Source organism: Dyadobacter sp. BE31 (genome assembly GCF_031457695.1).
Classification (GTDB): domain Bacteria; phylum Bacteroidota; class Bacteroidia; order Cytophagales; family Spirosomataceae; genus Dyadobacter.
Genome location: NZ_JAVDXA010000010.1, coordinates 89,644 through 103,352 on the forward strand (window position 1 = coordinate 89,644; position 13,709 = coordinate 103,352).

Consider the following 13,709-nt stretch of genomic DNA (forward strand, 5'->3'; position numbering starts at 1 on the left):
GTGATAATAAAACCAGAAATAAAGGATGGCATCTGACCGGCAAACCTACTGAGGCTTGCGAATAATTAGCTGAAAAATCAAGGAGCAGAACATGGCAAGAAATCGGTTTTGCCGCTCAGGAGCGGAATGGAACAAGCTACTATGTCACTCGATTAGTTTGAATCCAATCCCATTTCCGGAAAAGGGCGTGGAGTCAAACCTACAAGTAATCGGGGCCCTAGGAAGCCTTTGCACAGATAAGTTTGCCCACGCCCGGGTCGTGAGCTAATCTACTTATCATCCCGTGCATATCAAAATTTCCTAGGTTTCGATTACGAGACTCAAAGCGATGCCTTCGAATAATTTGAAGTGTCGCAAGTGCGGTTCTGTGAGATAAGCCCCGCCCATATGTCTTTCAGCAAATATAATAAAATAATAAAAACATAGCCATAGCTATGTATAAATTTTCTTTATCAGCTATTCTTTCGCTGAATGGCGAAACTAACTGAATTGGAACAGTATGTAATAGATAGAGTGAAAGCTCGCAGGATTGAACTTGGGATTTCTCAAAAGGAATTATCCCACCTTTTGAACGCCTCCGAAGGCTGGGTCGGTCTAGTTGAAAGTACAAAAACAGATGACAAATATAGCCTTCGCCGGATAAATGATTTGGCTAAAATTCTTAATTGTTCCCCCAAAGATTTCCTACCGGATTTTCCACTCTAGTATTAGATTTTTGAGATAATCTGCTTTACACTGGTGAACCCTTTTACGGCTAATTAGCCTCTCGAGCCAATCTGGCCGGATTTCAACAACTCGGGAGATCTTCAAACATGAAACAACGTGACCCGATTGAATTCGGCATCATATTAAGTTTGGACAGGGCCATGATCCTCCAGCAGTCAGAATTGATATCCGCTGACTTATCGTATTTTCCTGAGGACTCACAGCCACATATCTATTTAATTTGCAAAAGGCCGCGGATCTCGTTTGACCCAGACCGAATAGAGATTAATGATGGAGTTATTACGCTCGGCATAAGGGTGCAAAGACAGGCAAATGTTGAGAATCATACATATTCGATGTTCCATAACTATGAGATTAAAACCATTGAATGGGATTGCCCATACCCTTTTAGCTTTCTAACAGTTAAATTAAATGGACAAAAACTATTAAGATTAAAGGCGGCTGCAATGGCTCAAACTGCGTCGAACTACCAAGTTGAGGATGATTACCTCGATTTGGAGATTGTATACGTTGGACAATCTTATGGCAGAGAAGGCTCCAGAACTGCGCCAGCAAGAATTCTAAATCACTCTACTCTGCAAACCATTTATGCTGACACTTCTCAGAAAAATCCTGATTGCGAAGTTTGGCTCGTTTTATGTTCATTCTCTCAAACCATAGCTACTTCTTTGGATGGACTTTCAGATTCAAAAAATGACTTTCTGGAAGACCAAAAAGACAAATTATTCCAAAAGTTAACAAAAGAAGGAATTGGTCCTAGCCAGGAAATAAATTTGGCAGAAGCAGCCCTAATTAGATATTTTAGGCCAGACTATAATGTAATTTACAAAGAGTCATTTCCAAAATTGGGACATCAAGGGTATCTAGAATGCTATGTACTGGGAATAAACTCCATTTCAATGGAGTTATCTACCGTAGAGCAGTTAAACTGCCAATTCTACAGTTCGCATGTCGAACGAAAGTTCACGCACATATTTCATTACACTCTACATACTGAACAAGAAAAACAAAGTATGTACCAGTTCTTCCCTGACTTCAAAGTTCCAGGTCTTCAAAATTAGGTTCGCCACTAAGCGTGTTTTCGTATTCCTAAGATCGACAGGTTCCTAGACAAATCTGCCCAATTAAGCTAAACACCCTACCAAGGAGCCTTCACTTGACTTGGGGTTGCAAAAGGGTTGCAACAAAAGTTGTACTTTTTTGCAACCCCAAACGGTCAGTTACTTTGTAGCACAACATCGGCAGAAAGGCTTCAGCACATCTTCCGATGGCAAGCATCATCATCATCATCATCATCATCACAAATAACTGTCGTCATGATCATCGAGCATCCATGGAAAACCTATGCAATTGTTGCGATACTGTCTGCGCTGGTCTACTACACGTTTCTTGGCTGGCGATTCTTCCTGCCAGACATTAAGGCGCGGATGAAAAAGAGCAAGCAGCCGGCTCCCAGGCATAGCGAAGCAGCAAGTGCTCCTTCGATTCCAACCCGAGCCGCGCACCACAGCGAGGACAGCGTGCCATTTTCAGTACCAAGTCAGCTGGAAGACAACGAGCCACCAGTCTGGCAAAACGAAGAAATGTTCGAAAAAGCCCAGGGTTTAATGGCGCACCTGTCTTCCGAAATCAAGGAAGCGCAACAAAAGGGTTACAGCAAACAGGACCTGCTTCTAATGCTTGAAATGATAATTAAAGACTATTCGGTGCTCAAAGGCACAGCATTTCAGACCGCGGTCAACAACTGCATTGCCACTGAATGCGCAAAATACGGCTCCATACACCTCAGCGAGGGTGAGACAATTGAGGTTTGGAGAAAGGTGGTGTGATGGAAGCCCGCCCTAACGCATGGCCCTTCCGTAGCAGCGGAAGGCGCCTGCAAGGGGATACACGAGAATGTTCAACTAAAACGGATAGAGGAGTATGAAAACGAGGAGAAAGAATCCAGGGGTATGGTTTACCCTTACGTTAACAATGGCCGGTCTGATCGGATCGATCAATGCATGGGCGCAAGATGGTGCAGCAGGAATTCAGGAGGCCGATTCGCAGGTACGTTCCTACTTCGAACCAGGGACGAACCTGATGTACGCGATCGGCGCAGTGCTTGGGCTGGTAGGCGCAGTGAAGGTTTTTCAAAAGTGGAATGCAGGTGATCAGGACACAGGAAAAGTAGCTGCGGCTTGGTTTGGCAGCTGCATCTTTTTAGTGGTGGTGGCTACTGTTCTTCAATCATTTTTCGGCTTGTAACACCGAGCGTATAACGGATAAGGTTACTGCTTAACACAGACTACTATGCCTAATAAGAGCTACCCGATTAACAAGGGGATCAATCGCAGCATTGTCTTCCGCGGCCTCAAAGGACAGTACATCTGGTACATGGGCGGGGCGATGTTCGGTGTGATGATTCTTTATGCGATCATGTACGTATGCGGGATAAATACTTATATCAGCCTTTTGCTGACAGTAGTCCTGGCAGCGGCTGCGATGACGGCAGTTTATCATTTAAGCCAGACATACGGTGAGCACGGCCTAACCAAGGCGATGGCTGCAAGGCAACTGCCAAGGCTAGTAAAATCAACTTCGAGAGCAAAATTCATCAAACCAGGTGTCAATAATGGAAAGAATGCTAAATGATGTTCTCCCAATTCTGGATATTGAGCACGATCTGATACTTTCGAAAGAAGGAGACGTGACGATGGCGTTTCAAGTTCAACTGCCTGAAATTTTTACGCTATCGGACGCGCAGTATGAAGCTTTCCACCAGGCTTGGGTAAAGGCAATAAAGGTTTTACCATCCAGATCCGTGGTCCAAAAACAGGATTGGTTCATGGCAAAACGCATTAGACCCACTGGTTTGGGCATCAGCAGTTTTCTAAGTCAAAGCAGTGACCGTTTCTTTGCGAACCGACCTTACCTGGAACATCAGTGTTATGTGATGCTGACCAAGTCGCCAGACGAAAGGAAGGTTTCAAGCTCGCTGGTTTCAAATCTTGTCAGGCCTACGATTGTCCCCCGGCAGACACTACAAAAGGGGGCACTCGACGAATTCATGGATAGCTGCGGACAATTCAAGCAAATCATTGAGGACAGCGGTCTGGCCAAGTTCAGACAATTAAAGGACGAGGATCTGCTCAGCCAGCCCCGAAAAACAGGAATGGTAGAGCGGTATGCTTTTCTGATTACTGAAAAGGATCAGCGGATCTTACAAGATTTTATTTTCAAAAATAGCATTCAGGTCGGCGACCGACAGTGCAGCCTATATTCCTTGGCGGATGCCGCGGACCTGCCATCCCAGTGCTCGGCCCAAACGACTTACGAGCGCTATTCGACCGATCGAACCAAGTTTAACATCGGTTTTGCGAGCCCATTGGGCCAGCTACTGCATTGCAACCACATCTACAATCAGTTCGTGTTTGTTGGAGACACCGACAAAACACTTAAAAGACTCGAAAGCAAGCGGCTGAGACTACAATCGCTGTCGCTGTACGCGAGAGAAAATAGCCTGGCGCTTGATGCGACCAATGATTTCCTCAATGAAGCAATACGCGAGCAACGTCTGCCGGTAAAAGCGCATTTCAATGTGCTGGCCTGGACTGAGGACGCCTCAGCGATCAAGGAACTTAAAAGCATGGTCTCATCGGCATTGGCCCAAATGGATACGTCCGCAAAACTGGAGACCTCCGGCGCCCCCCAGATTTTCTGGGCGGGCATCCCGGGAAATGCGGGCGACTTTCCGATGAACGACACTTTTGACACGTTCGCAGAGCAAGCAGCCTGCTTCTTTAATATGGAAGCCCCTTACCGCTCATCAACGGGCACGTTCGGTGTCCGGCTGGGCGATAGGCTAACCGGGAAGCCTGTGCTAGTGGACATTTCCGACGAACCAATCAAAAAAGGCATCTGCACAAATCGTAACAAGTTTATTTTAGGCCCATCCGGCAGCGGTAAAAGCTTTTTTACCAATCATATGGTGCGCAGCTATCACGAGTCAGGAGCACACATAGTGCTGGTTGACGTCGGGCATAGCTATAAGGGGCTATGCGACATGGTTTCAGGGTATTACTTCACCTACGATGAGAAAAACCCGATCAAGTTCAACCCGTTCTACGTTTCAGAAGGAGACGTCCTTGATACCGAGAAAAAGGAAAGCATCAAGACTTTGCTGCTTGCACTATGGAAAAAAGACGATGAGCCTTTCAAACGGTCAGAATATGTCGCCCTTTCCAATGCGCTTACCCTTTATTACCGGAAGGTGGAGGCTGAGAATGTATTTCCATGCTTTGACACATTCTACGAGTTTTTGTCAGCGGAATTCACGCTCGTACTCAAAACCGATCAGGTCAAGGAACAGGATTTTGATATGGGTAACTTCCTCTATGTTCTCAGGCCTTATTACCGGGGCGGGGAATTCGACTACCTGCTCAATGCCCGCGAGAATATTGACCTTTTGCAGGAACGATTTATTGTTTTCGAACTAGATAATATCAAGGAGCACCCAATCTTGTTCCCTATTGTGACGATCATCGTTATGGAGGTCTTTATTTCCAAGATGAGAAAGCTGTCGGGAATCCGGAAAGTGATCCTGATCGAAGAAGCCTGGAAGGCGATCGCCAAAGAAGGCATGGCCGAATACATCAAATATCTGTTTAAAACTGTCCGCAAATTCTTCGGCGAAGCCATTGTGGTCACCCAGGAAGTGGAAGACATCATTTCTTCTCCGATTGTCAAGCAAGCGATCATTAATAATTCGGATTGTAAAATACTGCTCGACCAAGCAAAGTACCAAAACAAGTTCGATCAGATTCAGGAGCTGCTCGGGCTTACTGAAAAGGAAAAGTCTCTGGTCTTATCGGTCAACAAAGCAAACGATCCTCTGCTGCGCTACAAAGAAGTCTTTATAAGCCTTGGTGGGACACTTTCAAAAGTCTACAGGACAGAAGTGAGCCCAGAAGAATACCTGACATACACGACTGAGCAGACAGAGAAACTGAAAGTCGCTGAGTATACGGCAAGGCTCGGCAGCATAGAACAAGGCATTAAGGTGCTTGCGGATGAAATGCGAGCTAAAAATATGTGAGAACAAATGTCAAGGATATGGTACGGAAGATTGCATTCATGTTATTACTGGTGGTTTTCACAGCGACACCAGTCAAGCAGGCCGAGGCGGCAATTCCCTGGGCGGAAATTATCAAACAGGCTGTAAAACGGGTTGTCCGCGCTATGGACTTGTTGGTCCAAAGAAGACAGAATCGGCAAATCAGACTTCAAAATGCCCAAAAGGCAATTGAAAACACAATGGCCAAACTCAAACTCGACGAAATTGAGGATTGGGTAAAAAAACAGCGCGATTTATATAAGGAGTACTATGAGGAACTTAAAAAGGTAAAAGCGGTCGTCTCTTACTACTTCCGCATCAAAGCGATAGCTGACAAGCAGGTGGCTATTCTTAAACAGTACCAGACCGCGTGGGCGCTGTTTCGAAACGACAAACATTTCAGCTCGCAAGAGCTCGCCCACATGCAAAAGGTGTATCAGGGAATGCTCAGCGAAACGGGAAGGGCTGCCGAGCTACTGGAACTGGTTGTCAAATCGTTCACCCTTGAAATGACCGATGTGAAACGTCTGGAAATAATAGACCGGTCTGCCGCTTCCACCGATCAGATTTACGATGCACTGAGCTCTTTCAATCAAGAAAATAAGATCCTTAGCTTGTCAAGGGCACGAAATGAGTTTGATGCAAAGGTTGTCAAATCACTTTACGGTTTGGAATAAAGCGCAATGAACAGCAAACATTTACTTCTAATGCTTTTGCTTGCCTTGTCAGGAATCGATAGCCGAGCGCAGCTTTTCAAAGAATGGTTTCGGCAAAACCGAACGCAACGCGAATACCTGAAAGAGCAAATCGCCCAGCTAAAAATTTACCTGGAACTTACCAAAGAGGGCTACAAAATTGCCAAGGAGGGCCTGAACACAATTCATCAAATTAAAAGTGGGGAATTCAAACTGCACAAAAACCGGTTTGACAGCCTTTTGATCGTAAAATCGGGGATTACCTCATTGCCGCGTCTGCAACACATTTCTGACCTGCATGGCTCGGTGAATGAGATTTGCGAAAAGCTGCCAGCGCGATTAGAGACGTGCGAAGGTCTTAGTCCCGAACAAAAGAAGCAATTCTCACTGGCGCTCACCAAGCTCTACGACGATTGCCAGGTGCTCTTTTATGGGTTTTTCGCAGTAATCCGCGATGGACAGCTATCGATGAGTGATGAGGAAAGGATCCACAGGATCGAGTTCTTCTATGAGGAATTTGAAAAGAACTACCTCTTCGCCCAAGATCTTCGCAGACAAGTCGGTCTGATCTGTGAACAAGTCAAAAACGAGATCAATGACCTTGAAAACCGCCGCGCACTACACGGATTAAACTGATAAACCATGAAACGGATTTTCTTCCTCCTGCTGCTCCTTTCGGCAGCACCCAATTACTCGCATGCACAGACGCAAGAAGTAACACAGCTTATCCTGAATCTGGAAAAGCTGCGCGAGCTACGCAAAATTCTGCAAGAGCTCAAAAAGGGTTACGAAATTCTTTTCGAGGGTTACACCAAGATCCGCGACATTGCACGAGGGAACTTTAAACTGCACGAGGCTTTTCTAGACGCTTTGCTTCAGGCCAGTCCCGGCGTAAAAAGCTATGGACGTATAAAGGATATCGTTGAACTGCAACTCGCGCTTTTGCGCGAGAGTAAACAGAGCTTGAACCTGCTAAACGCATCCGGGCAATTCAGTACAGACGAGCTTGCATACCTTACAAAGGTTTACGACGAGCTGATTGCAGGAAGCATAAAAAACCTGGACGTACTTACTGACGTACTCACCGCCAAAAAGCTGCGAGCCTCCGACGACGAACGGCTTTCGATGATCGACGCGCTGTACGAGGATATGTCTGGTAAGCTAGTCTTCCTAAGGCATTTCAACAGCAACAATAGTCTCCTTGCATTGCAGCGGAAAGACGAGGCAGCCTCAAATGGTACGGTGAAGGAAGTTTATGGCATCACTCCCTAAAAGACATCCGCATGAAAACTTTTAAACCAGTCGGCATTACCCTGTTGACCGGCATGTTGTCTGTCACCAACGGATATGGGCAAGGGTATGAAGCACAGATCCGCGGGTTAAATGGCGTACTTGACGAACTCTATTCCGAAATGCTTCCACTATGTGAAAAGCTTATCAGTGTTGGGCGCGGGATTGCAGCATTCGCCGCGATTTTTTACATCGGTCACCGCATCTGGCGACATTTGGCCAGTGCAGAGCCAGTTGATTTCTACCCTCTGCTACGGCCTTTTGTACTAGGTTTTGCAATCCTGATCTTTCCGTCGGTGATCAGCTTAATCAACGGGGTCCTCTCCCCTGCTGTCCGTGGTACTTCAGGCATGGTGAAAGACTCGGATGCGGCAATTAGCCTGCTATTGAAAAAAAAGGAAGATGCCATTAAGAGCTCACAATTCTGGGAAATGTATGTGGGTGATGATAGCAAGGGGAACCGGGAAAAGTGGCTGAAATACATGTATGGAGACAGTTATTCGGAAGGATTTACGGACGGCATAGCCAACGATATTAAATTTTACATGGCAAAGCAATCCTACAATTTCCGCAATTCTATCAAGGCAGCGCTCAGCGAGATCTTACGAGTGGTCTTTGAAGCTGCAGGGCTGTGTATCAACACCATTCGCACGTTTCATTTGATCGTGTTGGCCATCATTGGCCCACTGGCGTTCGGGATTTCCGTCTTCGACGGTTTTCAGCACACATTGACAGCATGGATCGCAAGGTATATCAACATCTATTTGTGGCTTCCCGTCGCAAACATTTTCGGAGCAATTATCGGGAAGATCCAGGAAAAGATGATTGCCATGGACATCCGTCAGATCGAAGGTTCGGGAGACACGTTTTTCAACGCCCATGACATGGCCTATTTGATTTTTTTGATCATTGGCATCGTCGGGTACTTCGCCGTCCCTTCCGTCGCAGGCTACATTATCCACGCTGGCGGGCCGAACGGACTACTGCATAAAACGACCAGCATTTTTGGAAGCACCATCAGCTCAGCTGGTCGCATGGCGACGCCTTCTCACTCTGTCTTTGGCACACGCACGACTAATAGCTCAAAATCATAATCACTATGTTCACAAAAACGAAAGATATTGACCGCGCCTTCAGGCATATCCGGGCATTTTCGATTGCAGTCGTTATCTCGTGCGCTATTGTCGCTGCGACGGCGATTTACCTGGGACTCAGTGCTGCCAGCGACTCCCGGCAAAAAGTCTACATTTTAGCGAGCGGCAAGGTGTTGGAAGCTTACGCCTCAGAACGTAAAGACAACATCTCCGTCGAGGCCAGGGATCATGTCGCCACCTTCCATAGGCTATTCTTCACGTTGGCGCCAGATGACAAAGTCATTACCGGCAATATCTCCAAGGCCCTTTACCTGTCTGATGCTTCTGCGAAAAAACAGTACGAAGATTTAAGGGAATCCGGATTTTTCTCCGGTATCATTTCCGGTAATGTCTCTCAGGACATTCAGATTGATAGCATTCAGATTGAGCTTGAAGCTCACCCCTACCACTTCCAGTGCAGGGCCATCCAGCGTATTGTCCGGCCAACGTCGGTCGTGTCCCGGAGTCTGGTTACGGAAGGATACCTGCGCTCTGTAGCACGAAGCGATAACAATCCACACGGGTTTTTGATCGAGCGCTGGCAAACGATTGAGAATAAGGACATCCAAATTCAAAACAGATAGCAAATATGTTTTATCAATTCAAACCAGCGAAAGCAGGTGGAAGAATAAGGCCCAGCGCTAGATCAACGCCCGCGAAATCCCGGCCTCTGATTGCCAGGTTGACCGGAAAGGCCCGTGCATTCGCTTCCAGGTATCCCGGCATCGGTAAGTTAATTTTGGTCGTGGCGCTTTCGGTCGTGGGTGCCGTTATCGCCGGCGTGTTGTTCTACCAGGGAATTTTTCCAGCGCAGCCAACAATCTTCAAGATCGATCTGAACAACACATTCCTGGGAGAAAGGATCACAGCTCCTCAGGGTGTTGCCAGGCAGCACGCCTTGGAGATCTATTTGGATAGCCTTGACAAGGCGATTACAGCAGACAGCATTAGAAATTTAGAAACACAAAAAAACAAGGACCATGCAAACGCTCAATTACACTGAAGAATATCTCCGACGAAGGAAATTCTACCTCCTCCTTCCGCTACTAGCCCTGCCATTTCTGACTTTTATTTATTGGGTCCTGGTAGTGAAGAATCTTAAATCTGAGCAAGTGACCACTGTTGCCTCCGGATTACAACTAAGCCTTCCTGATGCTTCACTTAAAGACGAACCGGCAATGGACAAATGGCAGTATTATCGGAAAGCCGATCAGGACTCGGCGCTCAGAATACAGCAGATCAAACGCGATCCCTATCGAAATGGTGATGTTTTAATAACTCCTATTGACACGCTCTATTCCCATCTGAGGGGTTTGGACGCGCCTGATCAGCAAAAGAAAGGACGCGGCCTAACTTCACAAGTTGCGAGAGAGCATTCGAACCATGAAGTTCAGGTACAGCAAAAGCTTCGAGACCTGGAAAAGGCAATGACTTCCACGCATTCGCCGACATTCGCCGCGAAAGGCCGAGATATTGTCCCTCCCAGCAGCCCGGTTGAACAAAAGGACATCGCAAGACTTGAAGCGCTTTTAAAACCAAGCGAACTGCAAACGCATGCTGAAGAGGTGGATCCCGAGTTAGCGCAACTTAATAGCATGCTAGACAAGATTCTGGCAATTCAAAACCCGGACCAAACTGCGCAACTGCTTTCCTCTAATCAAATTGCCACAGCCCGCCCATCACTTCCAGTGACTGTATTGGGCAAGGAAAATATCGTTTCAATTTTATCCGGGCAAAATTCCAAGGATTCAGTAATGCTAGCAAATCAAGTCACTGTTGTTGGATTTTTTGGATTGAATGAAGAGGAGGTCGAACCGGAAAATGGAGGGCTAACGGCGGTCATCGAAAAAACACAACAACTCGTCTCCGGCGCCACGGTCCAATTGAGGTTGACCCGGCCAATCAATGTGAGCGGACAGGCCATACCAGAAAACACTTTCATTTACGGAATCGCGTCTCTGTCGGGTGAACGTCTCAAAATCAAGATCACTTCGATCAGCTCAAATGAGAAGATTCTGCCTGTGAATCTGGGAGTATATGACCTTGACGGTATTGAAGGCATCTACATACCAGGTACTATTTCGCGAAATGTTACGAAGCAGGCCTTAGGTAGCCAGGTTCAGGGTGCCGACTACGATGTTGGGGGATTCTCGCTGGGTGCACAAGCTGCCAACGCAGGTATGCAGATCGGCAGAACGTTGTTGGGCCGAAAGACGCGTCTGACGCAGGTCACACTTCAGGAAGGATATAAGGTAATCCTGCGTGACGATACTAATACGCAAACTCAAATCCTATCTAGCCATGAAAAGTAACAAGGCGTACTATCCCATCATTTGTTCGTTGCTTGCAGCGCTGTTTTTTACACAACCGGCACCCGCTCAGCCAATTCAATTTTTTGCAATTGAATCCCATCCTGTTGAAATCAGTGCCGAAAGGACTGTGGCGGTCATTTTCCCTTTTTCGATTACCTCGGTGGATCGCGGCAGCACTCAGATTCTTGCCCAGAAAGCCAAGGGGACGCAAAACGTACTGCTCTTAAAAGCCGCTCAGAAGGACATACCACCCACAAGCCTGATTGTCATCACTTCTGACGGGGCGATTTACAGCTTTGAGGTTAGCTATCGGAAAGAACCAAGCTCGCTAATCCTGCTATCAAACCCGGCATCAAGTCGCAGCGCAAAAAGCGTCAGTGGCATAGACGAACGTCAAATTAGTGAAGCCATCGATTTGGCAAGTCGGCACCCAACCAATCTCAAAAAACGATCGAGCGGCGGAGGGGTCTCGGCGGTACTAGAAGGACTTTTCATCAGTGAGCAGTTAATGCTGCTTAGAGTATCACTGGATAACAAATCTGCAATCGACTACGAGGTCGAAAGTGTAAGGATGTTCGTCGCAGACCGAAGGCAGGTAAAACGAACAGCATCCCAGCATAGCGAGATCCTGCCAGTAAAAATGTCCGTGGAACTGAGCCAAGTCAAGGGATCTGAGCAAAGATCGCTGGTGATCGCCATTCCGAAAATGACCTTACCGAGGGCTAAACAATTCACCATTGAGGTCCATGAGAAAGGCGGCGCCAGGCATCTCCGAATCAAGCTAAATGCCAGGCAATTGAGAGGCGTTTCAGCGCTCTAAATCACGAACCATTAAAACAATAAAGTTATGAACGAGAAGAACCATGATTACCTGAAGGACCAATTAAAGTACACTGGCTTTGGTGAGGACGCCCAAGCTCAGTTGCGCGACAACCTGATGAAAGCTCAAAACGAGTTCAGTATCAAACAAATGACCGCGTATGGTAAAGATGAGCTATCCGTCTCGCTGAATTTCAAAAAGTCGACTAACTCTGATATGTACTTTTTTAACAACTATCGGGCCGAGCTTGCGAAGCCTGGTTCAGATGTAAAGATCAGCCAGACGTTCTATATGAACAACGAAGGAAGAAATATTACGCAAAAAGAGGCCTATAACCTGCTTGACGGGCGATCGGTCAACAAAGACTTAGTAAACAAGGACGGCCAGATACACAACGCCTGGGTCAAGCTCGACTTCAAAGAAACGACCGTCTCTGGCAACTACAAAATGCGTCAATTCAGCCCTGAGTACGGATTTGAACTGGAAAAAACGCTTGAAAAATTTCCGCTGAAAGAGCTACTTGACCCAAAGGAACGTGTCAGGCTTTTAGAATCGCTGGAACGAGGTAACAGACAGGCAGTAACGTTTAAAGGGGAAGACGGTGAACAAAAGCGTTTTATTGAGGCCAACCCACAATTCAAATCTGTTACGATTTATGATCAGAATCAAAAACGCCTGCGGCAGGCTATTGAACCCAGTCAAAAAGCTGGGGAAAGTCAAGACAAAGGTCAGGAAAATAGCGCTAAAAACAGGCTTCCGTCGAACGAAGTGGTCGAAGATAACCAAGGAAAAAGAAGAGGCATAAAATGATGATCAATCCAACCGACATCTCTCACCTTCCCCAACTAATTGCGCAATTCCTGGATCGAGCCGGCAAGGATCCTTACCTCGGCACTTCACACATAGCCGTGTATGTCGTCATTTTAACTAGCTGGTTTATGCAAGGAAAAGCAACTCCACTTAAGGCTTACAACCAACAGATTATGAAGAGTGCGAAAATTGCAAGTTCTTCTACATATACCAAATTAATAAAAGATCTGTGCGACGGTGGTTACTTGCGGTTTGTACCATCTTTTTATAGTAGGCTGCCAAGTCAGATATTTGTGCTGTTGAACGTCAATCCGGTGCTACTAGGCTAATACACTGCTGTAAGAAAAGCTGGAAAGCCGAACTTGACAAACTAATTTCGGAAAGACTAGTAGACGACGAAATAAGATTTGCATTGTATGGAACTTTCTTTATTTGAAATATTTCTTGATGATATTCTTTTCTTTGTTGTATGAGTTAATTTCTAATAATCTAAGTAATCCGTCACGAGCATATGATATTTCCATCTTCGACGACTTAAGCTTGCTCCAACTCAATTTTTCCAGTGCAGCAAGGCTATCATCCCAGAAATTTCCCGAAGTTATGAACACCGCTCTGATCGGAATACCTTTTTTCAAATCGTCCTTATAGTAGACTTGGGCGAGAGAAACCACTCCTCTGAAGAAATACATCAAGGTGTCTTTCGTCTCGCTGTCCCCAACTGGAATATGGCTTTTTGAGGTGGCTCCGAAAAGCGGGACACATTTTTGCTCAACATGATGCAAAATGAAAGACCAAAAGTTGGTGAAAACTCGTCGGAGTTACGATCCT

The 13,709-nt window shown here is 46.3% G+C and carries 16 protein-coding genes; 15 read left to right on the forward strand and 1 reads right to left on the reverse strand.

Annotation, left to right across the window (positions count from 1 at the left end):
* Window positions 1-471 precede the first annotated feature (471 nt).
* The 15 genes from J2Y43_RS33695 (at window position 472) to J2Y43_RS32855 (ending at window position 12,881) form a co-directional block, all read left to right on the forward strand.
* Window positions 472-705, forward strand: a complete 234-nt coding sequence (locus tag J2Y43_RS33695) for a helix-turn-helix domain-containing protein (RefSeq protein WP_409014531.1) — start codon at window positions 472-474, stop codon at window positions 703-705.
* Between the two features lie 107 nt (window positions 706-812).
* Entirely contained in the window at window positions 813-1,787 is a 975-nt protein-coding gene (locus J2Y43_RS32790) for a hypothetical protein (protein WP_309993441.1), read from the forward strand.
* A 255-nt stretch (window positions 1,788-2,042) separates the two neighbouring features.
* A complete protein-coding gene (locus J2Y43_RS32795) occupies window positions 2,043-2,555 on the forward strand; it encodes a hypothetical protein (RefSeq protein ID WP_309993443.1) in 513 nt (170 codons plus the stop codon).
* A gap of 145 nt (window positions 2,556-2,700) precedes the next feature.
* Window positions 2,701-2,973 (forward strand): DUF4134 domain-containing protein, encoded by a 273-nt coding sequence (locus J2Y43_RS32800; protein ID WP_309993488.1) that lies wholly within the window; start codon window positions 2,701-2,703, stop codon window positions 2,971-2,973.
* A gap of 45 nt (window positions 2,974-3,018) precedes the next feature.
* Window positions 3,019-3,360, forward strand: coding sequence for a DUF4133 domain-containing protein (locus J2Y43_RS32805; protein ID WP_309993445.1), 342 nt, complete (start codon window positions 3,019-3,021; stop codon window positions 3,358-3,360).
* Window positions 3,341-5,803, forward strand: coding sequence for a TraG family conjugative transposon ATPase (locus tag J2Y43_RS32810; protein WP_309993448.1), 2,463 nt, complete (start codon window positions 3,341-3,343; stop codon window positions 5,801-5,803). Before J2Y43_RS32805 ends, J2Y43_RS32810 begins: the two co-directional genes overlap by 20 nt.
* Before the next feature lie 17 nt (window positions 5,804-5,820).
* Window positions 5,821-6,498, forward strand: coding sequence for a conjugal transfer protein TraI (locus tag J2Y43_RS32815; RefSeq protein WP_309993450.1), 678 nt, complete (start codon window positions 5,821-5,823; stop codon window positions 6,496-6,498).
* Window positions 6,499-6,528: 30 nt separating this feature from the next.
* On the forward strand, window positions 6,529-7,152 hold the full coding sequence (locus tag J2Y43_RS32820; protein ID WP_309993453.1) for a hypothetical protein: 624 nt from the start codon (window positions 6,529-6,531) through the stop codon (window positions 7,150-7,152).
* A gap of 6 nt (window positions 7,153-7,158) precedes the next feature.
* Window positions 7,159-7,788, forward strand: coding sequence for a TerB family tellurite resistance protein (locus J2Y43_RS32825; protein ID WP_309993455.1), 630 nt, complete (start codon window positions 7,159-7,161; stop codon window positions 7,786-7,788).
* 11 nt (window positions 7,789-7,799) lie between these two features.
* On the forward strand, window positions 7,800-8,900 hold the full coding sequence (gene traJ, locus J2Y43_RS32830; RefSeq protein WP_309993457.1) for a conjugative transposon protein TraJ: 1,101 nt from the start codon (window positions 7,800-7,802) through the stop codon (window positions 8,898-8,900).
* 5 nt (window positions 8,901-8,905) lie between these two features.
* Window positions 8,906-9,523 (forward strand): conjugative transposon protein TraK, encoded by a 618-nt coding sequence (gene traK / locus J2Y43_RS32835; RefSeq protein WP_309993459.1) that lies wholly within the window; start codon window positions 8,906-8,908, stop codon window positions 9,521-9,523.
* 5 nt (window positions 9,524-9,528) lie between these two features.
* Window positions 9,529-9,942: a hypothetical protein gene (locus J2Y43_RS32840; RefSeq protein WP_309993463.1), complete on the forward strand. Its 414-nt coding sequence runs from the start codon at window positions 9,529-9,531 to the stop codon at window positions 9,940-9,942.
* On the forward strand, window positions 9,920-11,251 hold the full coding sequence (gene traM, locus J2Y43_RS32845) for a conjugative transposon protein TraM (protein WP_309993467.1): 1,332 nt from the start codon (window positions 9,920-9,922) through the stop codon (window positions 11,249-11,251). The genes J2Y43_RS32840 and traM overlap by 23 nt, the downstream gene beginning before the upstream one ends.
* Window positions 11,241-12,071, forward strand: coding sequence for a conjugative transposon protein TraN (gene traN, locus J2Y43_RS32850; RefSeq protein WP_309993470.1), 831 nt, complete (start codon window positions 11,241-11,243; stop codon window positions 12,069-12,071). The genes traM and traN overlap by 11 nt, the downstream gene beginning before the upstream one ends.
* Before the next feature lie 27 nt (window positions 12,072-12,098).
* Window positions 12,099-12,881, forward strand: a complete 783-nt coding sequence (locus tag J2Y43_RS32855; RefSeq protein ID WP_309993473.1) for a hypothetical protein — start codon at window positions 12,099-12,101, stop codon at window positions 12,879-12,881.
* 428 nt (window positions 12,882-13,309) lie between these two features.
* Here J2Y43_RS32855 and J2Y43_RS32860 read toward each other — a convergent pair whose 3' ends face one another.
* Window positions 13,310-13,663, reverse strand: coding sequence for a hypothetical protein (locus J2Y43_RS32860; RefSeq protein ID WP_309993475.1), 354 nt, complete (start codon window positions 13,661-13,663; stop codon window positions 13,310-13,312).
* Window positions 13,664-13,709: the final 46 nt, after the last annotated feature.